Origin of the sequence: Nocardia callitridis, from assembly GCF_039543305.1 — a bacterium.
GTDB classification, from domain to species: Bacteria; Actinomycetota; Actinomycetes; order Mycobacteriales; family Mycobacteriaceae; genus Nocardia; species Nocardia callitridis.
Window position 1 is genome coordinate 1,455,812 of record NZ_BAABJM010000001.1, and the last position, 23,064, is coordinate 1,478,875.

The following is a 23,064-nucleotide window of genomic DNA, read 5'->3' on the forward strand; positions in this document are numbered from 1 at the left end:
ACAATCCGGTGCAGCGGCCTCGCATGAGCGATGTCGCGTTCGAGCGGATCTGCGACGCGATCGTCACCGGTGAGCTCGCACCGGGCGCCAAGGTCAAAGACAGTGAACTGGCCGAACACCTCGGCTTGAGCCGTACTCCGGTGCGCGAGGCGCTGACCCGTTTGATCGATACGGGGCTCGTCGAGGCGAAACCCGCTTCCTTCACCCGGATCACCCTGCTCAACCGCGCCGACGTCGAAGCGACGCTCGCGGTGATGGAGGTCTTGGATCAGCTGGCGGTGAAAACGGGGGTGCCGAATCTCACCGACGACATGATCGACGTCATGCGTACCGCCAATGACGATCTCGCGCAGGCGATCAAGACCGACAATATCGGCGCCGCGCTCGCCGCCGACGACACCCTGCACGGCGTCATCGTCGAGGCGGCGGGAAACCCGTTGCTCAAGCGGCTCATTCAGCAGGTGCACCCGCAGATCCACCGGATCTACTACCGCAAGTTCTCCAGTCTGCGCGGCTGGCAGGACGCGCTCGACCACCACAACAACCTGATCGAGTTGTGCGCGAAGCGCGACAGCGAAGCGGCCGCCGAAATCTCCTCGCACCACCGACGATTCCTCGGCGGACTGATCGGTGAGCTGTTCGACATCGACGAGTCCACCACCGACGCACCGTAACTCGGCTTTCGCGAGCGATCATGACGCGCTGGCGATTCGGGTCTGTTGTCCGCGTCTCGAGCAGGCGGCGAAGCGGCGTTCGAGCCGCTCCCGGACAGTCGCGGCGCGCCCGCACCGAGCGGATCCGGGCCGACTCGCGACGAAGTCACCGCTGGCACGGGTTCATTCGAAACGCATCGCCTCCCGTGCGGACGGTATGTCTCGATCACACAGTGAGCGCTGTGAGCAACGCCAGAATCGCGGTGCGCGTGCTGGTTCCGGCTCCGCCGCGACGGAATTCGGTGGCACCTGAGCCCAAAGCATTGTCGCGGGCGCGGGTCAACGCCGTTCGGGTGTCGGGGCTGCCTACCGCTGGCTCAGGCGGTGGAAGGTCTCGACCAGCTCATGCGGTTATACCTCGGTGAGATCGGTGTCGAAGGTCCAGGACGAGGCTCCGAACGTGAAGGGCGGCACCTCCGAATTCGGGGTGTGGTTCACACGAGGTGGGAGAGGGGCGAGGTGATCCGCTGGACGATGTCGCCGGGCCAGCGGTAAGAGTGGGACAGACTGCGTTGATGGGCGAGGCCGTGCAGGCCGAGCCACAGGGCGACCGCGTCGGTGGCGGGGTCGGCGCTAGAGCAGTGTCCTTGCCGGACGCAGTCGGCGAGGCATTCGGCCAGCATGGTGACGGCTTCCTCGCCGAGCTCGGCGGAATCCTTCGCGGCGGCAACGGAATTCCATGCGGTGCCGAACATGGTGCGGTAGCGCATCGGGTGGTCTGTGGCGAAATTCAGGTACGCCGTGCAGGCGGCGTCCAGGCGGGCGTCGGGGTCCGCGCCCGCCTGATCGACCGCGGTCCGCAGTGCGCGGCAGAGTTCGGTGAACGCTTGCCGCGCGACGTCGTAGATGATGGCGGGTTGATCGAGGTAGTGCGAGTAGATCGAAGGTGCGGCGATCCCGGCCTTGCGTGCGACCGCGCGCAAGGTGACGGCTCGTTCGCCACCGTCGGCGTCGAGGAGTTCCGTTGCGGCGGCGAGGATTTCCTCGCGCAGCCGGCTTCCGGTACCGCGGGGGTTACGCCGACGGGTTGCGGTCATGACCGCGGTGCGTCCGGCACGATGACGACCTTGCCCGCGACGGTGTGGGATTCCGCGAGCGCGAGGGCGGCACCGGCCTGCGACAGCGGGAACTCCGCGGCGATCTGCGGAACCAACACACCGTCGGCGACCAGCCCGAACACCTTGGTGAGGTCTTCGCGCAGGCGCGCACGGAAAGTGTTGAGCCGGGTGCGCTTTCCCGCCCACAGGTTGTAGAAGTGGGCGCTCTTACCGTTGGGCAGGTAGTTCCATTTCGCCAGGCGCGCGAACGTGGCCAGTACCGGCAGTTGGGAGTTGCCCTCCTCGTTCTTCGTGGCCGCGGTGCCGTAGGACACCAGTGTTCCGCCCTTGCGCAGCAGCCGCCACGAGTCGACCACCCCGTCGCCGCCGACGTGGTCGAAGACCGCGTCGACACCCTTCGGCGCGATCCGCCGGATCTGCTCGTACATGTCGGGGGCGTGGTAATCGACCGGTGTGACACCCTGTTCGCGCAGTGCCTGATGGTGACGCGGGGAGGCGGTCCCGATGACGCTGATTCCGGCGTGCTGAGCCAGCTGCACCAGGATCGAGCCGACACCACCGTTGGCGCCGAGCACGACGATCGTCGAACCGGAGGCCACGGCGGCGGTCCGGTGCAGCATCTGCCATGCCGTCACGCCGTTGACCACAACGGTCTCGGCGGCCGCCGAGCCGATGCTGTCGGGCACGGCGACCAGATCCGCTGCCTCCACCAGTAGCGCGCTGGCCCATGCGCCGATCTTGGTGATCGCGGCGAACCGGTGACCGAGCAGTGCGGTGTCCACGCCGGGGCCGGTGGCGATCACAGTGCCGACGAGGTCGTAGCCGGGCACGAAGGGGAAGGGCGGCTGGTCGAAGTACTTGCCTCGGCGCATCTGCTGTTCGGCGAACGAGATTCCGGAGGCATCCATGCTGAGTACGACCTGTCCCGCGCCGGGGGCGGGCAGTTCGCGGGTGGTGACTTGAAGGCCCTCCGGTTCGACCTGCTCAGGCAGGACGATCTCGGTAACCGTGTGGGTGGCGGTGCTGTTCGTCATGATCTTTTCCGTTCTTCGAGCTGATGAGCTAACGGTTGTAACCCTACGCATGTAAGCCCACGCGGCGCAAGCCCTAACGGTTGTAAGTTTTGTTCTGTAAGGTGAGTGGCATGAAAGCCGACGGAAAACCCACCCGCACCCGCAACCCGCGAGGCGAAGGCGGTCGGCTCCGCGGCGAGATCGTTGCCGCCGCCGTCGCCCTGCTCGACGAGGCCGGCGAGCCGAGCGGCATCACGTTGCGTTCGGTCGCACGCCGCGCCGGAATCGCCGCACCCTCGATCTACCGGCACTTCCCAGACCAGCCCGCGATCATGCTCGCCCTGGTGCGCAAGACCTTCACCGAACTCGACGACCGCCTGGCCGCCGCCATGGATGCGGCCGGAGACAACCCGAAGCAGCGACTGCTGGCCGTCTGTCACAGCTACCTGGAGTTCGCTCAAACTCACCCCGGCCGCTATCGAACGATGTTCGCGGGCCTGTGGATTCCCGAATTGGGCGACAGCTCGGTGACCGAGGAGGACATGGCAACCCTCGGTGACAAAACGCTGGGACTACTCGCCGGTGCCCTCATCGACTGCGTCACCGCCGGCTACGCCACCAGCACCGACCCCGGCACCGACACGGTCGCCCTCTGGCTCGGCCTGCACGGATTCGCCCACCAGCGCGCGGTCGCCCCCTCATTCCAGTGGCCACCGGACATCGCCGACCGCATCATCACCGCGCTCGCGCACTTCACCGACAAATAGGCCGCGACGCGGTGCGGCGTCCTCTGCTGCCACGATGACGCGGCGCGCGGGTCGGCGGGAAAACGCATGGCGGCGAAGACGATCAGTCCGGTGCGGCGAGCTCAATGACCGAATCAGCCGAACGTGGGAAGTGCGCGGTGGTGGAGAACGAGCAGCCGCCGACCGCCTGTTGTGGCGCCCTATCGGTCCGGAGGAGTTGGCGCTCGTGCGGCAGTCGGGCTGGCGTTCGTGGCCACCCCATCTTCCTGGGCCGCCGATCTTCTACCCCGGGCTCAACGAGGAGTACGCGATCAAGATCGCCGAGAGCGGAACGTCGCACACAGCGGGGTGGGTTACGTGAACCGCTTTCGCGTGGAGTCGGATTCGTTCGGCGCTCCTTGGTCGGCCCGAACGAGGTTCGTGCACAAGTTCCGGTGACAAGACGCCGAACGGGCGGTCGACGCGCTCACCGCGTCGACCGCCGACAGCGCTGTTCGCTACATCTGCGCCCAGACGATCTTCGTTTGCAGGTAGGTCTCCAGGCCCGCCTTACCGGATTCGTAGCCCCATCCGGACTGCTTGTACCCGCCGAACGGCATGGAGTGGTCGAAGACCATCTGGCAGTTCAGTGAGACGGTGCCCGCTTGCAATTGCTTGGCCAGGCGGTGGGCCCGGCCGAGGTCCTTGGTCCACACCGTGGCGGCCAGGCCGTAGGTGCTGTCGTTGGCCATCGCGAGTGCCTCCTCCTCGGTGTCGAACGGCAGGATCGTGACGACGGGGCCGAAGATCTCCTCCTGGTAGAGCCGACTGGTGGCCGGGTCGACATTGGTGAGCACCGTGGGGTGCACGAAGTAGCCGCGCCGGTCGAGTCGATTACCGCCGGTGACGATCTCGACGCCGTCGGACTTGCCCTGATCGAGGTATCCGGTGACGCGGGTGAGTTGCTTGGCGCTGATGAGCGGGCCGATCATGGTGCCCTCTTCTTTCGGGCCGCCGAGCTTGAGGTTGTCGGCCAGCATCGCGATGCCCTCGACGACCCGTTCGTAGACGCCACGCTGGACGAAAATCCGGGACCCGCACACACAGGCCTGCCCCGAGTGCACGAAGCTGCCGAATCCCGCCATCGTGATGGCCATGTCGAGATCGGCGTCGTCGAAGATCACCACCGGTGATTTGCCGCCGAGTTCCAGCGTGATCTTGTTCAGGTTGCTTTCCGCCGACGCGCGCACGATTTCCCTGCCGACCTCGGTCGACCCGGTGAAGGCGACCTTCTCGACATCGGGGTGCGCGGTGATCGCCGCGCCGGTGGTGTGCCCGTAACCGGTCAGCAGGTTGACGACGCCGTCGGGCACCCCGGCTTCGCTGAGGATGCGATCGAGGACGAGTGCCGAAAGCGGCGTCTCCTCAGCGGGTTTGACGACGCTGCTGCATCCGGCGGCGAGCGCGGGGGCGAGCTTGGCACAGAAATTGAACACCGGCCCGTTCCACGGGAAGATCAATCCCACCACGCCGTAGGGCTCCTTGAGCGTGTAGGCGTGCTGATGGGATTCCACCCCGGTGAGCCCGCCGGTGTTCACGTCGTGGGCGATGCCGTCGATCTTGGTGCACCAGCCCGCGTAGTAGCGGAACCATTCGGAACCGACGGAAACGATGGTCTGCGCCTGGTTTTCCGGAATCCCCGCATTGAGTGATTCGAGTTCGGCGAGTACACCGGCGTTCTGATCGATCAGATCCGCGACCCGCCACAGCACCTTGGCTTTCTCGCTGCCCGCGAGACCCGTCCACGCACCGGACTTGAACGAGTCCTTCGCGCGCGCGACCGCCGCGTCGACGGCTTCGGGGCCGCAGTCGGTGAATTCGGTGATCTGTTCCTCGGTGACGGGGTCGACGATCGGGATCACCTCGCCGGTACCCGGGCGTTCACGGATCTCGTCCAACACAGTCTGCACCGACATGGGTATCTCTCCTCGCGTCTTCCCACCTGTTCCGATGGGCGGTCGTCAGCCGCATCTGCCGCTTCGGTCCTGGGTCCTCAGATGCGGGGAACGGTCCGAGAATATCATTCTCACTTAAAGAAAATAAGACTTCCAGGCCGACGGGACCACACCGGCCCGACAGGTCGCGGCGGTGGGTTCGTACTGTGCAGGCAGTAGCTCCGGTAGCGAGGAAGAAGGGTTGTCCCATGCTGATCGGCCTGTTCGCGGCCTTGCTCGCCTGCCTGGCCTACGGGGTGGCCTCGGTATTGCAGGCCTACGGCGCACGCCGTTCGGCCGCGGCGGCACTGGCCCGTGGCGATGGCGGCCAAACCACCGAAACCGGTGCTCCCACGGCCGGTTCCACCGTCGCCGCGGTGTTGACGGTGTGGTTCATCATCGGGACGGTCCTCGACATCGCCGGTTTCGCGGGCAACGCGGTCTCCGCGCGCTTGATCCCGCTGTTCCTCTCGCAGACGATCATGAGCGCGAACCTCATCGTCACCGCCATGCTCGGCGCTCGCGTCCTCGGAATCCGCCTGTACCGGAGGGATTGGGTGGCGATCCTCGGCGTGATCGGCGCACTGGCCGCGCTCGGTATCGCCGCGGGAAACGAGGGCGGCGGCAGCGACGACCCCGTCTTGCACTGGGGTGTGCTGCTGGTGTCGATGCTGTTGTTCGTTGTCGCCCAGTTGATCGTGCGTCGGCTCGGGTCGCGGGGTGCGGTCGCCGCCGGTCTGGCCGCGGGACTGTTGTTCGGCGCGTTGGCGATCGCGGTGCGCATCGTCGAAGGGCTGGAGCCGCTGCACCTGGCTTCGCTGCTCACCGATCCCGCCGCGTGGACGATCGCCGTCGCGGGGATCGGCGGTTTCTATCTGCACACGGTCGCGTTGCAACTCGGCTCGGTGAACGGCGCCACCGCCGCACTGGTGGTGGGGGAGACGGTGATTCCAGGAATCATCGGCGTGCTCCTGCTCGGCGATACGTCGCGGCCGGGTCTGGCCTGGCTCGCGATTCTCGGGTTCATCCTCGCCATCTGCGGCGCCGTCGCCGTCGCGGTGTTCGGCAACGCGACCTACACCGAAGAACCGGTCGAACAAGTGCCGGCCGCTCGATAAATTCGGTTGTGGCGCAAGAATAACCAACTACGATGGCGCCCGGCTTCACGACATTCCCGCAGCGCGCACGTCGGGATCCGCAGGGGTCGAGGCGCCCGTGCGGTGTCGAGAAGCGGAAATTGTCATCGATGGGACCGAGGCGGATATATGAAGAAGGCCTGCATGATCGCGGCATTGGCCGTGACTATCACCGGTTTCGCCAGCGCTACCGGCGCGGCGATCGACACGGGAAGCGCCGGTCTCGGTGCTCCCGCCCAGCAGGGCCCGCCGCCGCCACCGGACGGCCAGCAGGTCGGTGACCCGTGCACGGCGGGCGGCGGCCTCCCCGGCCACTTCGACTGGGTGCACCTGGACGACCCGGACGCGGCAGAGCACTACGGCACCGAGTGGATGTGGGTCTGCCAGGCGAACTAGCGGGTCAGCCCGGCTTCGCCGTGGCCGTTGCCGTGCAGTACTCCGGCAAGCAACGGTGCACGCGAAGCCGGACGGCCGCCCACCACGCGTGGGCCACCGCAACTATTCAGCGGCGGGTCGCAGGTCCAGCAGCTGCTCGAAGAACCCGCCGAAGTTGCCTTCGTGGTCGATCAGGTGAACCTCCAGAATCCAGTGGCAGGCGCGACCGGTGGGATCGGCGCGGCGCATCGGCGTCGTCGAGCCGGGCGCGATATACGACGTGATTTCGGTGCCGGAGATCTGCTTGTGCGGAAACTCGCCCACCAGGTGCCCCGCGATCGCGGCGGTGAAATCCCAGCCGAGTTCCCGCGCGCGACCCACCACCCAGTCGTAGAGTTGCTCGCCGGTGATATCGGGGTCGGCTTCGAAATGCTCGCGCCCCCGATGCCACAGCGGCTCCAGCGCGTCGCGGATCGCGAGCTTGGCCGGGTCGGTGCCGAGCACATAGGTGCGGCCGAAATCGGCTTCCCATTCCGCGAAGATCGGACCGAAGTCGAGGAAGCAGATATCGTCCTCGCCGAGGGTCCGGTCGGGCGGATTGGCGGCGAACGGCTCCAGCGTATTGACCCCCGACCGCACGATTCGCTTGTGCCAGAAGCGCTGTGTGCCGAACATCTCGACCGCGAGGTCACGCACCGCGTCACTCACCGACGACTCACTGCGCCCCGGCGCGATGATGCCGCGGGCGATGACCTCGTCGAACAGCGAGACCGCCTTCGCTTCGGCGTCCAGTAGCGCGGAAACCCGATCAGATTCGGCGATGCTCGGTTTGCCCATTCCTTGGACTCTAAATCACGGCCGAGTCGCGCTCGGTTCGGCCGGTATCGACCGACCTCGCCGCCAAGTGCGCGTGCCGTCGAGATTTGCGCCTCTGGTGTCACGTGCGCTGATGAACACGCGGGCGCCCGCGTGGAGACGACCCGCGACCATTCCGATGCCCCTGGTGTCACCGGTGACCCGGCCACGCTCACCACTGATATCGAAAATTCCGCATGGGTGGTCAATCGGCCACCGTGACCGGGCCGACTGCGAAATCCTCCCTGCGGGCACCGAGTGGCTGGCGGCAAGGCCGAGGGTGCCTACTTGTAGGCGGGGTACGGCTTCCCGGTGAGCACCCGTGCCAGGTGTGCGGCGTTTCTGGCCAGGGCGGCGGTGGTCGAGGCCACCGGGTCCGGTACCGAGTCGAGGTCCTTGTAGTCGGTGGAGCCCATGGCCTGATCGTTCCAATAGGTGCAGCCCTGGGCGGGAATGCTGAAACCCATGTCGTTCAAGCCCTGGAACAGGTCCGCGACGATCTTGTGCGCGCCGTCCTCATTGCCGACGACGGCGGCGGTGGCGACCTTGTCCACCAAACCCGGCCTGCCCGCGTCGTCGGTGATCGACAGTTCCGCGTCCAAGCGTTCGAGTACCCGTTGGGCCACCGAGGACATGTGGCCCAACCAGGTCGGCGTCGCGATCAGCAGAATGTCGGCCGCGACGATGCGTTCGCGAAGGGTGGGCCACTGGTCGCCCTCGCCTTCGTCGGCGGTGATGCCCGGTAGGACGTCGAAGTCGGCCACCCGCACCGTCGAGCCTTCGACCCCGTGCGTACCCAGTGCGTCGAGCACCTGTCGGGCGATGACTTCGCTGCTGGATTCGGCGGGAGATTTCTTCAAGGTGCAGATCAACGCGACAGCATTCAGTGCGACCATGGTTGTCTCCTACTCAGGGTGTCGGAACGAACGGCACGTGCGCTGACTATCCGCCGGCCGCCGCGATCTTCGAATCCGTGGCGATGGTGCGAATGAGCTTGTGGTTGGCGAACTCTCCGATGCCGAAGTGTGAGAGTTCACGGCCGAAACCGGAACGCTTCACGCCGCCGAACGGCAGTTCGGGCGCGGTCCCGGTGGGGTGGTTGATCCACACCATGCCGTTCTCCAGCCGGTCGGCCACCGCTTCCGCGGCGGCGGTGTCACCGGTGTACACGGTGGCGCCGAGTCCGTAGCTGGACGCGTTCGCCTTGTGCACGGCGTCGTCGGCGTTGTCCACCGGGTAGACCACCGCGACGGGGCCGAACAATTCCTCGTTGTAGGCACGCATGCCCGGTGCGACGTCGGTGAGCACCGTGGCCTGGAAGTAGGCGCCGGGTCGATCGACCCGGCCGCCGCCGACGACCGCGGTCGCGCCCTTGTCGAGCGCGTCGCGCACGATCTCATCGAGTTCTTCCAGCGCCTTCTGCGAGGAAAGCGGGCCAAGGGTGGTCGACTTGTCCATCGGGTCGCCCGGGCGCAGGTCGCCGAGTGCCTCGGCGAGACCCTGCACGAAATTATCGTAGAGGTCTCGGTGTACGAAGAACCGCTTCGCGGCCACACAGCTCTGCCCGGTATTGGCCATCCGGCCGGTCGCGGCACCCTCGATGAGCCTGGCGAAATCGCCCGCGTCGTCGAGGACGATGAACGGGTCGCTGCCACCGAGTTCGAGCACCGCCTTTTTCAGGTTTTTGCCCGCGCGCTCGCCGACACTGGCACCAGCGCCTTCGCTGCCGGTCAGGGAGACGCCCTTGATCTTGGGGTTGTCGACCAGCGCCGAGGTGCGCGAGCCGGAGAGGAAGAGATTGGTGTACACGCCTTCCGGTGCACCCGCGTCGGCGAACAGCTTCTCCAGCGCCAAGGCCGACTGCGGACAGTTCCCCGCGTGCTTGATCAACGTCGTGTTGCCGAGCACCAGATTCGGGCCGACGAAGCGAACCACCTGGTACAGCGGGAAGTTCCACGGCATCACTCCGAGCAGCGCACCGATGGGCGCGGTGCGCACGATGGCCGAGCCGCTCTCCACGTCGATGGTCTCGTCGGCGAGCATCGCTTCGCCGTTGTCGGCGTAGTACCGCAGAATCGAGGACGCCAGACCGACCTCCCACTTGCTCTCACCGATGAGCTTGCCCATCTCCAAGGTCAGCAACGGTGCGAGTTCGTCGGCACGATCGGCCATGAGTCGCGCGGCACGCCCGACGATCGCGGCGCGCTCGGCGACGCTGGTGGCGCTCCATGACGCATAGGCGGTGTCGGCGGCGTCGATGGCCGCGTCGATCTGCTGATCGGTGAGCTCGTCGAATTCCTTGACCGTGGAGTTGTCGGCCGGGTTGATCGTGGCAATCGGCATACGTGCCTCCTGTGATCAGTGACCCTGTGGGTCGGTGAGTGCGAGTCCTTGCTTGGCCTTGATGCGTCGACGTTCCAGGACCGCCCAGCTCACGCCGACTATCGCGCACACGGCGCCGACGATCCCCGCGATGATCGCCCAACCGGCGAACCCGTACCCGGCGGCGGTCAGTGCCAGCGCGAACGCGACGATCGCCAGGGCACACAGCACGATGCTCGGAACATTCTTGCCGTCCTGGAGCGCCTCACCGGCGTGGCTGCGCGTGGTCCTCGCGGTGTCAGGAAACTCGTCGTTGTGCTGCTGCGGCGGATAGTCGGACGCTCCGCTCGAGTGTGTCATCGCCAAACTCCTTGTCCTGCGCGTACGCGGTCGATGCGCCGTCGACGCACCTGTGCCTGACGTACTACCCGGATACAGCGAATCAATCGCTCGTCGGAGAAGTGGATCGAAACACCGCCGCCGATGCGGCTCAGCAGGCGCGCAGCCGCATCGGCGGTTGAACTTCGGGCGGTCAGACCTCTGCTGTCGTCGCACCGCGCACGTTGGGTAGACCGAGGTTGTCGCGCAACGTGTTTCCGGTGTATTCGGTGCGCAGCGCACCGCGATCCTGGAGGAGCGGGACTACCCGGTCGACGAATTCGTCGAGGCCCCAAGGCACCAGGTGGGAGCCGATGATGAAGCCGTCGGAGCCGTTGTTCTGGACGAACGCATCGATCTGCTCGGCGACCTGCGCGGGTGTGCCGACCAGGGGTCCCCGTTCGAACTGGTCGATCACCACCTCGCGGAGGGTGAGTTTCTTCGCTTCCGAGACCTGGCGCAGCCGCTCGACCGTGGCGAAGCGGTCTTGGTGCACGAACGCGCGTCCACGGATGATCGGTTCGGCGTCGGGGTCGGGGTCGATATCGGGGACGGGTCCTTCCGGGTCGTAGCCGGACAGGTCACGGTTCCAGATCTGCTCCAACAGGATGAGCGCGGTCTGGCCGGTGATCTGTTCGTCGCGGACAGCGTGGTATTTCTCGATCGCCTCGGCCTCGGTGTCGCCGAGGACGAAACTCGCCGAGGGCAGGATCTTGATGTCCTCGGCCGCGCGGCCCGCGGCGACCGCGCGCTGCTTGATGTCGTGGTAGAAGTCGGCGGCCTCGGGCAGCTTGCCGAACGGGGAGAAGATGGCGTCGGCGTTGGCGGCGGCGAACGCGCGCCCCTGCGGCGAGACACCGGCCTGGAGCACCACCGGTCGACCCTGCGGACTGCGTGGCACGGTGAATCGGCCGGAGATGTCGAACTGTTTGCCGTGGAAGGCGAAGGCTCCCGCGTCAGGGCGCGCGAGGAATCGGCCGGTCGCTGGATCGGCGACGAGATCCTCGACGTTCCACGAGTCCCAAAGCGCGCGTACGGCATTCAGGGTTTCTTCGGCGCGTACGTAGCGGTCGGCGGGGTCGAGGAAGCCGCCGCGCCGGAAGTTTCCTCCGGTGAAGGCGTCGAAGGAGGTCACCACATTCCACGCCGCCCTGCCGCCGGAGAGGTGGTCGAGGCTGGCGAAACGCCTGGCCAACTCGTAGGGCTCGTTGAAGGTGGCGTTGATCGTGCCCGCGAGTCCGAGGTGTTCGGTGACCGCGGCGAGCGAGGCCAACACGGTGAAGGTGTCGGGGCGCCCGATGATGTCCTGGTCGAAAACCTTGCCCGCGCGTTCGCGCAGTACCAGGCCCTCGGCGAGAAAGAAGAAGTCGAACTTGCCGCGCTCGGCGGTGCGCGCGGTGTGTTCGAAAGTGCCGAAGTCGATTTGGCTGCCTGCCTCGGGGTGCCACCAGGCGGTGTGCTGGTTGACGCCGCCGAGGTAGGCGCCGAGGATGACCTGCTTACGGGGAGTGCTCATGATGACCTCGCTCAGGCAGTCGCGTAGCGGTTGGGAACGTCGGTGGGCAGGCCGAGCAACGCGCGCAACGAACCGTCGGGGTAGCCGGTGCGGAAGGCGTTCGCGCGCTGCAAAGCGGGGACGAGGCGCTCGGTGATCGCGGTGAGGTCGTCGACGGCGACGCCGGGCCGTAACCGGATTCCGTCGATGCCCTGGTTCTGCCAGTGGCGCAGCAGCTCGACCAGCTCGTCGGCGCTCCCGGCGAATATCGCCGCGTCGGAGTGGAATTCGGCGCCGAAGTGTTCGTCGAGGCTGGCCAGACGCTGCTGTCCTTTCGCGCTCTCGGTGTCGAGGAAGACCACGAGATCGGCGTACACCTGGAGCGGTTCGCCGGTGCGATTCACCTGCGTCGCGGCCGCGTCGATCTGCGCGAGGATCGGGCCGGGTCCGGCTTCGCGGGTCGGGGTGATGAAGACGAGATCAGCCCCCCGCGCGGCGAATTCGTACACCAGTGGAGCGTGCGCGAGCGCGGCGATCACGGGTTGTCCCTGCGGCGGACGCGGTGTGATCGATGGTCCTCGGACGCTGAAATATTTGCCCTCGAAGTCGACGTAGTGCAGTTTGTCGCGGTCGATGAAGCGTCGGGTGGCGACATCGCGGATCTCGGCGCCGTCTTCCCAGCTGTCCCACAGTCGTCGTACCACCTCGACGGCGTCACCGGCTTCGTCGAACAGCGCGGTGAGCTGTTCGGGTGGCGTGGTGGAGTGGCCCGAGGCGGCGATCTGCTCCTGCGTGAGCCGGATCAGCTCGCGGCGACCGAAATGGCTTGCCTCGTCGACACTTCCGAAGACGCGTGCTTGCCAGCCAGCGCGCCCGCGTGAGGTGTAGTCGAGGGTCGCGATCGCCGACGAGACGTGGAACGGCTCGGTGTGGGTGGTCGTGACGGTGGGGATGAGGCCGATGTGTTCGGTGCGTGGTGCGACCCGCGCGGCGATCAGTTCGGCGTCGATCCTGGCCCTGACCTGGTCGATGGCGTCGTCGACGGGGGCATGGCGCGTAGTGGGGATGGTCAGGCTGTCTTCGATGCTCACGAAATCCAGCAGTCCGCGCTGCGCGGTGGTGACCAGATCTGTCCAGTACTCCGGGGTGAACAGTTCGGTGGGTCTCGAGTTCGGTTCCCGCCACGCGGCGGGGTGCCAACCGGCGCCGTCGAGCGCGACGCCGAGATGCAGTGGTTTCGGTGCCATCGTCTCCCGTTTCTGTGCCTGCGCGAAATGTCACGTGGTGTAACGCGGTGCGTGGGCGGGCCAGGGGTGCTCGGCGTCGGCGCACGCCGGCCGGCGCGGGCGGTTCGGACGTGGTGGCGGTGGGTGGGGTTTGATAACGCGTGGCCAGGTGGTGGACGTGGCAGTGGCCGTGTGGCACGGTTTTTCCGCGCGCGGGGTGTCAACGGTTGGGATCAGCTCGAGCCAGGAGAAATAGGGTGCGCGCGGTGGGTGTGTGCCCGTAAGTTCGGTCGGCGCAGGGGAGTTCGCGCTCGCCGTCGAGGGCGCCGCGCGTATTCCGAATTGCCGTGAGCGTAACCGGTGCGTTCCGGTCCTGTGGCTGGCTAACGTTTCGTAGTCTGCCCAGTGGATTGTGTGGAGGTGTGTGGTGACCACGGAATCGGCCGTCGATCGCGGAGTCGCTTCGGTCGCGAATGACCTGCCGCACCCGCTCGATGATCCGATTCGCACGTCGCTGCGCGGCGCGCATGCTCGGTTCGCGGTCTGGTCGGGTCGGATCGGGCGTTATGAGCCCCAGGTCGCCAAGTTCATCGGACATCCGCCGACGCTGGAGGCGCAGGACTGGGCCGACCTCGCCAGGATTCTCGGACCCGGCGGCAGTACCGCATTGCGCGGGGGCGGCTATGTCGCGCCGCGAGGTTGGCAGGTGCTCGGCGAAATGCCGACGGTGCAGCTGGAGGGCTCCGGCCTCCTGGTCGCCGAGGATCCAGGGGCGGAGGTGCTCGGCACGGCCGATGTTCCGGAAATCCTCGCACTGATCGAGCGCACACAGCCGGGACCGTTCGCGCCGCGCACCATCGAAATGGGCACCTATTTGGGCCTGCGCGTGGGTGGTCGATTGGTGGCGATGGCTGGCGAACGCATGCACCCGCCTGGTTGGACGGAGATCAGCGCGGTGTGCACCGACGCCGAATTTCGTGGCCGCGGCTTTGCCTCGCGGCTGGTCGGTGCCGTGGGAGCCGGTATTCGTGCGCGCGGCGAGACGCCGTTCCTGCATGCTCGCGCGGAAAACACCACGGCGATCAGCGTGTACGAATCGTTGGGTTTCACGGTGCGTAAGCGTTCGGTATTGACGTTGGTGCGGGCGCCGCAGGACTGATCTGCGCTCTCCGTACGAGTAACAGGCGCACGCCGATGGCTGGCCTCGTACCTATTACGTAGCGCGAAAAGGGAAGCGCGGCCTAATTCATCGACTTGGTGGCGTCTCCTGTTGCCCTAATGGGGTGGTGATTGTAATCACATAATTACTGATGCAGATAATGGAACCGGAATGTTTGATGCGTCATGTTTCCTGTGGATTTCTGTTGACAACCCCTGTGAGTGAATTGTTTTTCCGTGCCTGGCTATCTTTTGGAGAATATGTGGATAGTTTCTCAAAATGCCAGGTAATCTCCGATTGAAAGGCTGTGGAAAGCGGGTGATCATCCGGTCGTACACGGGTTTTCGCAAAGAGGCAGCTATGTTCGAGTCTCGGCTTACTTCCCCGGGATCAATGCGGTTTGCGGTGGCGGAGTTCGTGCCCGATTCATCGGCAATCCAGGTAGATGAATCCGGAACCGACCCACTACTGTCTGTTTCGCAGCCCAGTCCAAGTCGGGGCGGGCATTTTTAATGGGGAGAGGCTTCATCACATGAAGATCGGTAAATTCGGTGCCACCGCGTTCATCGCTATCGCTGCCGTGGGAATCAGCGCGGGGACCGCGAACGCTGCGCCCGAGTCGGCCAGCAAGGACGTGACGACAGCCGGCAATTACCAGGGGATCGATTACCAGTCGACGCTGGCCGACAGCACCAAGACGGTGACCACCACCGTCGAGGAGGGTCGATTCGAAATCAACGGAAACACCGCCACGCTGATTGCCGACAACGGCAGCGCGGTTACCGAAGTGCCTTTGACGTTCGAGGTTGCCGGTCGTTCCATTCCGGTTGATTCGCAGATCACCGAAGACGGGCACAGCCTGGCTCTCACGCCGAAGGTGAGCGGTGACGACATTTCCGAACTGAAGGACATCAACTCCTTCGAGAACTTCCAGGAGCAGGTGAACAAGAATCTGCTCGGCATGATCGCCGGCGGCATGATCGGTGGCTTCATCGGTGGTCTGCTCGGCTTCGGGATCTTCAGCATCGTGACCGGTCCGCTGGGCCTGGTCGGTGGCGCGCTCGCCGGCGGTGCCGCGCAGGGTGGGCAGCCCTTCATCGACGCCCTGACCGCGCTGGCGCAGGGCCAGCCCTGATCCTCGAATAGGATCCACGACCCACGCACCGACGCGGGCGCACCCGAAAGGTGCGCCCGCGTCGGTGTTCTCGTCTCTGTCGGTGTTTGGGCTGTTCAGTGATCGCCGAACCACTTCCGAACCGAACAAGAACCTGTTCTAATTCTTGCCATGCGTAGATTTGACGGCCGCCGCGTGGTGGTGACGGGAGCCGGATCGGGAATCGGGCAGGGCATCGCCATGCGGCTGCTCGACGAAGGTGCCGAATTGGTCGCCGCCGACATCAACGAAGAAGGGCTCGCGGCCACCGTCGACAAGGTGGGCGACGCCGCGGCCGACCGATTGCGCACCGTGGTCGTGAACACCGCCGACCCCGATTCGGTGCGCGCGGCGACCGCGTCGGCGCTCGAACAACTCGGCGGATTGGATGTGCTGGTGAACGCCGCGGGCGTCCTGCGGCCCGCGCACACCCACGAGTTGCCGCTCGAGGTCTGGAATCAGGTGATCGGGGTGAACCTCACCGGCACCTTCCTCATGACACAGGCCGCGTTGCCCGCGTTATTGGAAACCGGGAACGGCGTGGTGGTGAACCTGTCCTCGACCGCGGCCTTCAGCGCGGCGCCCTACCTCGCTTCCTACGCGGCGTCCAAGGGCGGCGTTACCGCGTTCACGCACGCGATCGCGCTGGAATACGCGAAGCAGGGACTGCGCGCGGTGAACATCGTGCCCGCGGGCATCGTCAGCAATATCACCACCAAGTCGATCGCCGACCAGCCGGAAGGCTTCGACCCCAGCCTGTTCGCGCGGATGATCGGCTGGTTGAACGGCGGCGCGCTCGGTCAGCCCGAGGACATCGCGGGTGTGGTCGCGATGGTCGCCTCCGACGATGGTCGGTACATGACCGGCACGGAGATCCGGGTCGACGGCGGCGCGCTGATGTGAGTCCCGAGCGGCTCGGCTAGGGCGTGGCGATCAAGAGGTGGTGTGGGATCGGCGTGTTCGGTAGCTCGCGTTGTTCGACCGCGCACCCCGCGCGTTCCAGCGCCGCGCGCACCTCGGCGACCGGACGCAGGGTGAAGCCGTATTCGGTGAACGGCGCCTTCGCCATCGCCTCCGGGTCGCCGATCCCGACGACGAGCCGCCCGCCCGGTCGCACCACTCTGGCAAGTTCGGTCGCGGCGGCGTCGAGGTCTTGCACGAAATAGACGGTGTTGACGGTGATCGCGGCGTCGAGAGCGTTGTCGGCGAGGGGTAGTTCGGTCAGTGAACCCTTGGCCAATGCTATTCGGCCCGAGGCGATCTCGGCTCCGTGGCGGGTTCGAGCTCGGTCGAGCATGTCCTCGGAGATCTCGATCCCGTGCACGGTGCCGTTTTCGCCGACTCGGTCGAGCAGCGCGGCGAGTCCGACGCCACCACCGAATCCGACGTCCGCGGCGCTCGATCCCGCCGTGAGCTGTGCCGCGTCCACCGCACCGAGTACGGCGCGTCGGTTGCCCCGGTTGAGGATGAATGCGACGCCCTTACCGAGCACGCCGCGCGGGCGACCCAGCTGACCTGCGAGAGTGGAGAGCGCACGGGCGCGGACACTTGCCATGGTGCCATCGTATCCAGCTACGACCAGAAGGACGATCGTGTCGCGTTCACCCTTGATCTTGTTGGCGGCCTGCGTGATCGCCGTACTTCCCTGCGGTGCCGCGGCGGCCACCGGTTTCGGGCCGTTGGCCGCGCCGAACCCCTACCTGGGGCCGGTCGGAACCGCGACGATGCACGGTGACGCGGGATCCTCGGACGCGACGCCGTTGCCGGGTCCCCGCTCGGCGGAGACGGTTTCGGCCTACCCACTCGCTTCCGCCTGCCCGACCTTGCTGCAAGGCCGGGACCATCTGGTGGTGGCGTTGTGCACGACGATCACTGACCGAACCCCGACCGTCCACCTGCTCGACCCCGCCGCCGAAGGCCCGTTCGCCGCGCCACTGGCGACGTTGCCGCTGACCAAGGGCAGTCTGCTCGGCGGCGTCTACGCCTACCTGGACAACGAGGATCGGTTGGTCGTCGTGGACGGCGAGAACCGGCTGCTGCGGGTGGGTCACGCCAGAGATGCCGCCGGAAAGTGGCAGCTGAGCAGCACGGTGTCCGCCGATCTCGGATCGGTGATCGCGCGGGGGGACAACGTGGCCGGTTTGGTGGCGGACTGGTCGGGTCGGGTCTGGTTCGCTACGGGCCGGGGCGTTGTCGGTGTCGTGGCTCAGGACGGTACGGCGACAACGGTGCACCTGCCAGCCGACGAGCAAGTGGCCAACAGCATTTCGGCCGCGCCGAGCGGCCGCGTGGCGATCGCGACCACGCATGCGCTCTACGAACTCGACGCCGACCCGGCTGGCGCTCCCGAGGTGTTGTGGCGCGCACCGTATGACCGTGGTTCGGCACGGAAGCCGGGCCAGTTGAGTGGGGGCACCGGGTCGACCCCCACCTACTTCGGCCCGGATACCGGCGCGGACTATCTGACGATGGTCGACAACGCCGACGGCCAGGTGAACCTGTTGGTCTTCGGTTCCGGCAGCGGCGAGCTGCTGTGCAAGACGCCGGTGCTCACCGAGGGCGGTGCGGGAAGCGAGAATTCGCCGATCGGCGTGGGTAACTCGGTCTTCGTGGCCAGTACCTACGGATATCCATATCCGGCGGTGCCGGAAGGAGCCGGTGACGCCGTGCCGTCGACCGCGCCGTTCGTCGGCGGGATGACCAGGGTCGATGTCGCCGGCTCCGGGTGTGACACGGTGTGGGACGCCAGGATTCGTAGCGCGGCGGTGCCGCACCTGTCCACGGCCGACGACCTGATCTACACGGTGACCAGGAACGGCCCCGATGCCACAACGCCACTGGACGGCTTCGAGCTGACCACCATCGATCCCGCGACGGGCGCCATCGCGTCGCGTCATCCGCTGCCGGGAACGGTGGTCGATGATCCGTTGCAGACCTCGCCGTTGCTCACCGACGATCGCCGGATCCTGCAGGGCACGGTGACCGGGGTGCTGCGCGTCGGCTGAGGGATATCGCCCGCCCGGGTGCAACCCGGCGTCGGCTCCTTCGGCGATCGCGCCAGCGGTCGTGCGATCGGCTGCCGCGTGTGCACGGTGCCGCGCCACCGTCGTCACGCCACGCGGCGGGTGTACTTCGCCGATGAAGTGTCGGGTTCAGCGGCGTCTCTCGACCGAGGACGCCGTCGGATTCGTCTAATTCTCCGTGGTGCTCGAGTAAATGAGTCGTAGATCACAGGGCCAATTTTTGTTGCGGTTGTGCTGCTGATCGGTGCGTGTGCGGGTGCACATGCACCGGGTATCTCGCAACTGGTTAATTCTGACCTTGGCAAGATGTAGGCATGTCCAACAACTGATCTACTGCTAGTTGGTCAGGTTTATTGCCTTGCAAACAAACTCCTGGTCTTTTTTGTCTATAACAACCTCTGGCTATCTAGATAACCATACGGTAAAATCCCAGCTAGATAGCACTTTTCAACACCGTTGACGGCTCTATTGTGATGACCTGGCAAATCTTTCGCGCGAGGTTTGTATTCATCCTGTGATGGATAAAGACGCCTGGTCGCGGCCGTTCACGGAAACGCGTCTTCCGCGCTGGAGGACCGCGGCGATGTCGCTGCCGGAAGTTAGCTGGAAACAGGTAAATCCGGGGTAGTCGAGAGGTTTGCTGGCGTGCTGCTTATACCGATCGATGCTGGCGAAGGTGGTTGCACAGCGATAACGATTGTGTAGAGTCAACGGTAACGCTGGCCGCAGCTGAGCACGACTCGCTGCGGCCAGCGGAACTCAAATGGGGGACTCCACACCGAAGGTCAGCGCACGATTGCGTGCCGTTGCTGCCAGCTCTCCGCATCCGGCTCACAGTGCGTGTGCTCACCGTTGTCTGTCTGAGTACCGCCTCGTACCTGCGCCTCGAGAAGATGCGCTGACGAGCGCAGGGTGCTATAGCGGCCAGTTATCACCGGACGTCGTATCGGTGCACCGACGTCGCTCCCGCTCGGCGTTGCGCCCGGCTCCGAACACATACGCCAGGAACACCGCCTCCGCGCACAGCCCGATCGCGACGCGGACCGGTGCGGGCAGCGCGCTCGGCGTGAGGAAACCTTCCAGCACGCCACTCACCGCCAACACGCCTACCAAACCGAGTGCGAGCGTCGCCGTGGCTCGCCCCTGTCCGGCCAGCGCGGCCACTCGACCGGAGCGGCCGGGGTCGATCAGGGTCCACCCCAGCTTCAGCCCGGCCCCGCCCGCCACGAATACCGCCGTGAGCTCGAGCGTGCCGTGCGGGAGGATGAATCCGAAGAACGAGTCCAGTCGACCGGCATCGGCCATCAACCCCGCGCTGACACCCAGATTGAGCGCGTTCATGAAAAGCAGATACACCGCTGGCAGCGTCAACACGCCCGTGAACAAGGCGATCGCGCACACCCACGCGTTGTTCGACCACACCTGCGCGGCGAACGCGCCGTTGGGATGCGCGCTGTAATACGTCTCGAACGCGCCGCCGGGTGCGGTCACGCCGGAATGATCCTTGGGCAGGCCGAGAAGCCCACGCGCCGAATCGAATTCGGCCACCCAATAACTCAACCCGGCCGAGATCACCAGGAACACCACCGCGACGCCGACCCACCACGGCCATACCCGGTACACGGCGGCGGGAAATCGATGCGTGAAGAACCGCCCCGCCGACCGCCACGTGTTCGAACGGGTGCCGAGCACCCGGCCACGCGCCCGCGTCAACACCGCGCCGAGAGCCCCGAGGAGCTCCTGGTCGGCGCCGTGCTGCTGCAAGAGCGCCAATTGCCGTGCGGTGCGGCGGTACAGGCCGATCAGCTCGTCCACCTCGGCGCCGCTGAGCTGACGCCGCCGCGACAGCTGATCCAGCCGGTGCCAACCCCCACGGTGGGTGTAGCTGTAGGCGTCTATGTCCATTGGTTGCCTCCCACGACCCCGATGGGAAGAATGCTATCGACATGGCTGAGTTCACAACCGGCGAGGCGGTGGCCGTCGAGCTGCCGATCGCGCGGATCCCCACCAGGGCCACCGCCTTCCTGATCGATCTGATCGTGCAGGCGGTGCTCGGTGCGGTGCTGGTCTTCGTGATCGCGACGACCCTGCTGCCACAGGGGTTGGACAAAGCCTGGACGAATGTCGCCCTGCTCGTCACGCTCGTCCTCGTACTCGCCGGATACCCCATCGCCTGCGAAACCGCGCTGCGCGGACGCACCGCCGGGAAACTCATTGTCGGGCTGCGGGTCGTGCGCGCCGACGGCGGCCCGATCGACTTCCGCCACGCACTCACCCGTGGGCTGACCGGTGCGATCGTGGACTTCTGGATGCTCGGCGGCTTCGGCATCATCGCGGTACTCACCTCCCTGTGCTCGCCCGAGGCCAGGCGCGTCGGTGACGTACTCGCGGGAACCCTCGTCGTGCACGATCGGCAGTCGCTGCCGCTGCCCGCTCTGGTCACGCCACCGCCGTGGTTGACGCAGTGGGCCGGTGGGCTGACGCTGGCTGATGTGCCCGACGACCTCGCCCGCTCGGTACGCCAATACCTCACCAGAACACCCACATTGACTCCGCGAACTCAGCACGAGCTCGGCGTCGCCTTGGTGATCGCGGTCTGCGGTGCGTTGCGGGTCGCGGCCCCGCAGGAGTACCCGCCGGTGCAGATTCTCGGTGCTGTGCTCGCGGAGCGACAGCGGCGTGCGTTGCCGCTGCCGCCACCGGTTTCTCCGGTGAACTTCGGCGCGGTTGTCGCCGGATAGCGATGCCCGAAGGACGAGCGCGGGTTGGTGAGGTCCCCCGCGCTGGCCGAAGGTACCCGATCCGGTACCGAGTTCCAGCGCCGGAGCCCGGCGAGTTGTCGGGTCTCGAAAGTCGCGGCCACTCGCGCTGCCCGACCAGCGGTTTCCGGTTGCCTCACGACGTGGCCACCGCCGTCGCTCTCACTTCGATGGCCAATTTGCCCGTTGGACATCAGAATCGGCGCGCTGCGCAGCTCGCTGACCTGCGGAGTCTCAGAACGATGGTCCGTTGGCCACCGAGTAGCCATCAATTCGAGACAGTGGCCACGAATTCCGCGACCCTGCAAGAGTTCTTCGAGCTCAACCGGGCGTCGTGAAACGCGGTGGAACTCTCAGCTGTCGAACTCGCCGCGGGCGGTTGCCGCGGTGAAGGTCGACCACTCGGCCGGAGTGAAGGTCAGTGCGGGGCCGGAGATGTTTTTCGAATCACGAACGCCGACAAGATTACTGGAGAGAAAAGCCACCTCAACACAGTTTTCGGAGGCACCGCTACGACTGCTCTTGAACCATGCGGCATCGACCAGATCGACGTTCATGCGTACTCCTTCGCGACTTTCCTGAGTAGAGCGCGGCTGTCAACGGCGTCCATGGCACTGCGCCGGAGGCTCTCGTAACTCTGATGATAGTGCTCGAGTGCGGCTGGCTTCGCGAAATACAATCCGCCCGTTGATCTTTCCGTGTAAACCACCGGCGGCTCCACCATCTGTCCCTGCTTGCTCATCCCGAACTCCATGATCACGAATGGGCCGATGGGATCAGCAACAGGAAATCCCGCACTGAACGGCAGGACCTGTACGTTCACGTTGGGTCGTGTGCTCGCCTCGGCGAGGTATCTCAGCTGTGTCGCCATAATTTTTGGGCTACCGACCAGCCCGCGAAGAACCGACTCCCGCACGATCACATCGAGTATTACCGGGTGGTGCTTGCGGGCGATTCTCAGCTGCCGACGTGTCCGCAGCTGCACTCGACGCATATGTTCCTCGGTATTGTCAGTGGGGTTGGCAGTTCTGATGAGAACGCCTGTGTAGGCGGGAGTCTGTAACAGCCCCGGCACGAATTCCGGTTCGTAGCTCGTGAGCTGCCTCGCGGATGCCTCCAACTCAACGTAGAAGTCGAAGTTCGTCGGGACCGCGTCGCCATATTCACACCACCAACTCTGCTCACTTCCCTGCGTCGCAAGACCTTTCATCGCCCGTAACTGTTCGGGGCCGAACCCATAGATCTTGCACAGCGCTTCCAGGTCGATGGTGCGGATTCGAACAGCGGTCCCCTTTTCGATCCGCTGCAACGTGCTAGCGCTGCGCTCGATCAGCTCTGCCACTTGTTGAATCGTGAAGCCGCACTCGTCGCGCCCATTCCGCAGGTACTTCCCCAACTGCCGCCGCGCCAGCGTCGACCCATCCTCCGACATGCCCGCCTCCCTTCAGGTTTCATCACCGGTGCCAGCAGACCACGCCACGACCCCGGCCGCACCACCAGCAGATTTTTTCATGCTATCGACGCATAACGCCAGGAAATAATGCATATTTCGGCGTCGCAGTACCCAGTCGGTCACCGGCACAATCCCACTCGACGTGCGAGCGACCCGCGACACTCTCCAGTTCAACCGAACTCGACGCGCGTCGATCCCCCGCACGTCAATCGCACCAAACCCGCAGG

At 65.7% G+C, this 23,064-nt stretch carries 23 protein-coding genes; 10 read left to right on the forward strand and 13 right to left on the reverse strand.

Features of this window, described 5'->3' with window-relative positions:
- Positions 1-23: 23 nt before the first annotated feature.
- Positions 24-674: a GntR family transcriptional regulator gene (locus ABEA50_RS06170; protein ID WP_345494050.1), complete on the forward strand. Its 651-nt coding sequence runs from the start codon at positions 24-26 to the stop codon at positions 672-674.
- Positions 675-1,147: 473 nt separating this feature from the next.
- On the opposite strand, the gene ABEA50_RS06175 is transcribed toward ABEA50_RS06170, so the two are convergent.
- Positions 1,148-1,750: a TetR/AcrR family transcriptional regulator gene (locus tag ABEA50_RS06175; RefSeq protein ID WP_345494051.1), complete on the reverse strand. Its 603-nt coding sequence runs from the start codon at positions 1,748-1,750 to the stop codon at positions 1,148-1,150.
- Positions 1,747-2,805: a medium chain dehydrogenase/reductase family protein gene (locus ABEA50_RS06180; RefSeq protein WP_345494052.1), complete on the reverse strand. Its 1,059-nt coding sequence runs from the start codon at positions 2,803-2,805 to the stop codon at positions 1,747-1,749. The genes ABEA50_RS06175 and ABEA50_RS06180 overlap by 4 nt, the downstream gene beginning before the upstream one ends.
- A gap of 110 nt (positions 2,806-2,915) precedes the next feature.
- Here ABEA50_RS06180 and ABEA50_RS06185 point away from each other — a divergent pair, with 110 nt between their 5' ends.
- The gene (locus tag ABEA50_RS06185; RefSeq protein ID WP_345494053.1) at positions 2,916-3,551 is read left to right on the forward strand and encodes a TetR/AcrR family transcriptional regulator; all 636 of its coding nucleotides are present in this window, start codon (positions 2,916-2,918) and stop codon (positions 3,549-3,551) included.
- Between the two features lie 205 nt (positions 3,552-3,756).
- Entirely contained in the window at positions 3,757-3,891 is a 135-nt protein-coding gene (locus ABEA50_RS06190; RefSeq protein WP_345494054.1) for a hypothetical protein, read from the forward strand.
- A gap of 136 nt (positions 3,892-4,027) precedes the next feature.
- Here the strand turns inward: ABEA50_RS06190 and ABEA50_RS06195 are convergent, their stop codons facing one another.
- The gene (locus ABEA50_RS06195) at positions 4,028-5,485 is read right to left on the reverse strand and encodes an aldehyde dehydrogenase family protein (protein ID WP_345494055.1); all 1,458 of its coding nucleotides are present in this window, start codon (positions 5,483-5,485) and stop codon (positions 4,028-4,030) included.
- A 227-nt stretch (positions 5,486-5,712) separates the two neighbouring features.
- Between ABEA50_RS06195 and ABEA50_RS06200 the strand changes: the two genes are divergently transcribed.
- Both ABEA50_RS06200 and ABEA50_RS06205 read left to right on the forward strand, forming a co-directional pair.
- Positions 5,713-6,621 (forward strand): hypothetical protein, encoded by a 909-nt coding sequence (locus ABEA50_RS06200; RefSeq protein WP_345494056.1) that lies wholly within the window; start codon positions 5,713-5,715, stop codon positions 6,619-6,621.
- 147 nt (positions 6,622-6,768) lie between these two features.
- Entirely contained in the window at positions 6,769-7,035 is a 267-nt protein-coding gene (locus ABEA50_RS06205; protein ID WP_345494057.1) for a hypothetical protein, read from the forward strand.
- Between the two features lie 102 nt (positions 7,036-7,137).
- On the opposite strand, the gene ABEA50_RS06210 is transcribed toward ABEA50_RS06205, so the two are convergent.
- From ABEA50_RS06210 to ABEA50_RS06235, 6 genes are all read right to left on the reverse strand, one after another.
- The gene (locus ABEA50_RS06210) at positions 7,138-7,851 is read right to left on the reverse strand and encodes a M24 family metallopeptidase (protein WP_345494058.1); all 714 of its coding nucleotides are present in this window, start codon (positions 7,849-7,851) and stop codon (positions 7,138-7,140) included.
- Between the two features lie 302 nt (positions 7,852-8,153).
- On the reverse strand, positions 8,154-8,765 hold the full coding sequence (locus ABEA50_RS06215; protein ID WP_345494059.1) for a flavodoxin family protein: 612 nt from the start codon (positions 8,763-8,765) through the stop codon (positions 8,154-8,156).
- 46 nt (positions 8,766-8,811) lie between these two features.
- Positions 8,812-10,212, reverse strand: a complete 1,401-nt coding sequence (locus ABEA50_RS06220; RefSeq protein ID WP_345494060.1) for an NAD-dependent succinate-semialdehyde dehydrogenase — start codon at positions 10,210-10,212, stop codon at positions 8,812-8,814.
- A gap of 15 nt (positions 10,213-10,227) precedes the next feature.
- On the reverse strand, positions 10,228-10,551 hold the full coding sequence (locus ABEA50_RS06225; protein WP_345494061.1) for a hypothetical protein: 324 nt from the start codon (positions 10,549-10,551) through the stop codon (positions 10,228-10,230).
- A 172-nt stretch (positions 10,552-10,723) separates the two neighbouring features.
- Positions 10,724-12,085, reverse strand: a complete 1,362-nt coding sequence (locus ABEA50_RS06230) for an NtaA/DmoA family FMN-dependent monooxygenase (RefSeq protein ID WP_345494062.1) — start codon at positions 12,083-12,085, stop codon at positions 10,724-10,726.
- Positions 12,086-12,096: 11 nt separating this feature from the next.
- Positions 12,097-13,311: an LLM class flavin-dependent oxidoreductase gene (locus ABEA50_RS06235; RefSeq protein ID WP_345494063.1), complete on the reverse strand. Its 1,215-nt coding sequence runs from the start codon at positions 13,309-13,311 to the stop codon at positions 12,097-12,099.
- 406 nt (positions 13,312-13,717) lie between these two features.
- Between ABEA50_RS06235 and ABEA50_RS06240 the strand changes: the two genes are divergently transcribed.
- The 3 genes from ABEA50_RS06240 (at position 13,718) to ABEA50_RS06250 (ending at position 16,505) form a co-directional block, all read left to right on the forward strand.
- Positions 13,718-14,449, forward strand: a complete 732-nt coding sequence (locus ABEA50_RS06240) for a GNAT family N-acetyltransferase (protein ID WP_345494064.1) — start codon at positions 13,718-13,720, stop codon at positions 14,447-14,449.
- A gap of 445 nt (positions 14,450-14,894) precedes the next feature.
- On the forward strand, positions 14,895-15,584 hold the full coding sequence (locus ABEA50_RS06245) for a hypothetical protein (protein ID WP_345494065.1): 690 nt from the start codon (positions 14,895-14,897) through the stop codon (positions 15,582-15,584).
- Positions 15,585-15,734: 150 nt separating this feature from the next.
- A complete protein-coding gene (locus ABEA50_RS06250; protein WP_345494066.1) occupies positions 15,735-16,505 on the forward strand; it encodes an SDR family NAD(P)-dependent oxidoreductase in 771 nt (256 codons plus the stop codon).
- A 16-nt stretch (positions 16,506-16,521) separates the two neighbouring features.
- Here the strand turns inward: ABEA50_RS06250 and ABEA50_RS06255 are convergent, their stop codons facing one another.
- On the reverse strand, positions 16,522-17,157 hold the full coding sequence (locus ABEA50_RS06255; RefSeq protein WP_345494068.1) for a class I SAM-dependent methyltransferase: 636 nt from the start codon (positions 17,155-17,157) through the stop codon (positions 16,522-16,524).
- On the opposite strand from ABEA50_RS06255, the gene ABEA50_RS06260 reads away from it, so the two are divergent.
- On the forward strand, positions 17,156-18,607 hold the full coding sequence (locus ABEA50_RS06260; protein ID WP_345494070.1) for a hypothetical protein: 1,452 nt from the start codon (positions 17,156-17,158) through the stop codon (positions 18,605-18,607). The genes ABEA50_RS06255 and ABEA50_RS06260 overlap by 2 nt on opposite strands.
- A gap of 933 nt (positions 18,608-19,540) precedes the next feature.
- Here the strand turns inward: ABEA50_RS06260 and ABEA50_RS06265 are convergent.
- Entirely contained in the window at positions 19,541-20,530 is a 990-nt protein-coding gene (locus tag ABEA50_RS06265) for a stage II sporulation protein M (protein ID WP_345494071.1), read from the reverse strand.
- Positions 20,531-20,571: 41 nt separating this feature from the next.
- Here ABEA50_RS06265 and ABEA50_RS06270 point away from each other — a divergent pair, with 41 nt between their 5' ends.
- Positions 20,572-21,366, forward strand: coding sequence for an RDD family protein (locus tag ABEA50_RS06270; RefSeq protein WP_345494072.1), 795 nt, complete (start codon positions 20,572-20,574; stop codon positions 21,364-21,366).
- 371 nt (positions 21,367-21,737) lie between these two features.
- Here the strand turns inward: ABEA50_RS06270 and ABEA50_RS06275 are convergent, their stop codons facing one another.
- Both ABEA50_RS06275 and ABEA50_RS06280 read right to left on the reverse strand, forming a co-directional pair.
- Positions 21,738-21,941, reverse strand: a complete 204-nt coding sequence (locus ABEA50_RS06275) for a DUF397 domain-containing protein (RefSeq protein WP_345494073.1) — start codon at positions 21,939-21,941, stop codon at positions 21,738-21,740.
- On the reverse strand, positions 21,938-22,816 hold the full coding sequence (locus ABEA50_RS06280) for a helix-turn-helix domain-containing protein (RefSeq protein ID WP_345494074.1): 879 nt from the start codon (positions 22,814-22,816) through the stop codon (positions 21,938-21,940). The genes ABEA50_RS06275 and ABEA50_RS06280 overlap by 4 nt, the downstream gene beginning before the upstream one ends.
- Between the last annotated feature and the right edge of the window lie 248 nt (positions 22,817-23,064).

Excerpts from the sequence above, each read along its gene's own strand:
- ABEA50_RS06230 (WP_345494062.1), bottom strand. The coding sequence starts at position 12,085 with ATGAGCACTCCCCGTAAGCAGGTCATCCTCGGCGCCTACCTCGGCGGC.
- ABEA50_RS06255 (WP_345494068.1), bottom strand. The coding sequence starts at position 17,157 with ATGGCAAGTGTCCGCGCCCGTGCGCTCTCCACTCTCGCAGGTCAGCTG.
- ABEA50_RS06280 (WP_345494074.1), bottom strand. The coding sequence starts at position 22,816 with ATGTCGGAGGATGGGTCGACGCTGGCGCGGCGGCAGTTGGGGAAGTAC.
- ABEA50_RS06215 (WP_345494059.1), bottom strand. The coding sequence starts at position 8,765 with ATGGTCGCACTGAATGCTGTCGCGTTGATCTGCACCTTGAAGAAATCT.
- ABEA50_RS06225 (WP_345494061.1), bottom strand. The coding sequence starts at position 10,551 with ATGACACACTCGAGCGGAGCGTCCGACTATCCGCCGCAGCAGCACAAC.
- ABEA50_RS06270 (WP_345494072.1), top strand. The coding sequence starts at position 20,572 with ATGGCTGAGTTCACAACCGGCGAGGCGGTGGCCGTCGAGCTGCCGATC.
- ABEA50_RS06175 (WP_345494051.1), bottom strand. The coding sequence starts at position 1,750 with ATGACCGCAACCCGTCGGCGTAACCCCCGCGGTACCGGAAGCCGGCTG.
- ABEA50_RS06210 (WP_345494058.1), bottom strand. The coding sequence starts at position 7,851 with ATGGGCAAACCGAGCATCGCCGAATCTGATCGGGTTTCCGCGCTACTG.
- ABEA50_RS06185 (WP_345494053.1), top strand. The coding sequence starts at position 2,916 with ATGAAAGCCGACGGAAAACCCACCCGCACCCGCAACCCGCGAGGCGAA.
- ABEA50_RS06265 (WP_345494071.1), bottom strand. The coding sequence starts at position 20,530 with ATGGACATAGACGCCTACAGCTACACCCACCGTGGGGGTTGGCACCGG.
- ABEA50_RS06200 (WP_345494056.1), top strand. The coding sequence starts at position 5,713 with ATGCTGATCGGCCTGTTCGCGGCCTTGCTCGCCTGCCTGGCCTACGGG.
- ABEA50_RS06250 (WP_345494066.1), top strand. The coding sequence starts at position 15,735 with ATGCGTAGATTTGACGGCCGCCGCGTGGTGGTGACGGGAGCCGGATCG.
- ABEA50_RS06195 (WP_345494055.1), bottom strand. The coding sequence starts at position 5,485 with ATGTCGGTGCAGACTGTGTTGGACGAGATCCGTGAACGCCCGGGTACC.
- ABEA50_RS06220 (WP_345494060.1), bottom strand. The coding sequence starts at position 10,212 with ATGCCGATTGCCACGATCAACCCGGCCGACAACTCCACGGTCAAGGAA.
- ABEA50_RS06205 (WP_345494057.1), top strand. The coding sequence starts at position 6,769 with ATGAAGAAGGCCTGCATGATCGCGGCATTGGCCGTGACTATCACCGGT.
- ABEA50_RS06180 (WP_345494052.1), bottom strand. The coding sequence starts at position 2,805 with ATGACGAACAGCACCGCCACCCACACGGTTACCGAGATCGTCCTGCCT.
- ABEA50_RS06260 (WP_345494070.1), top strand. The coding sequence starts at position 17,156 with ATGGTGCCATCGTATCCAGCTACGACCAGAAGGACGATCGTGTCGCGT.
- ABEA50_RS06235 (WP_345494063.1), bottom strand. The coding sequence starts at position 13,311 with ATGGCACCGAAACCACTGCATCTCGGCGTCGCGCTCGACGGCGCCGGT.
- ABEA50_RS06170 (WP_345494050.1), top strand. The coding sequence starts at position 24 with ATGAGCGATGTCGCGTTCGAGCGGATCTGCGACGCGATCGTCACCGGT.
- ABEA50_RS06245 (WP_345494065.1), top strand. The coding sequence starts at position 14,895 with ATGAATCCGGAACCGACCCACTACTGTCTGTTTCGCAGCCCAGTCCAA.
- ABEA50_RS06275 (WP_345494073.1), bottom strand. The coding sequence starts at position 21,941 with ATGAACGTCGATCTGGTCGATGCCGCATGGTTCAAGAGCAGTCGTAGC.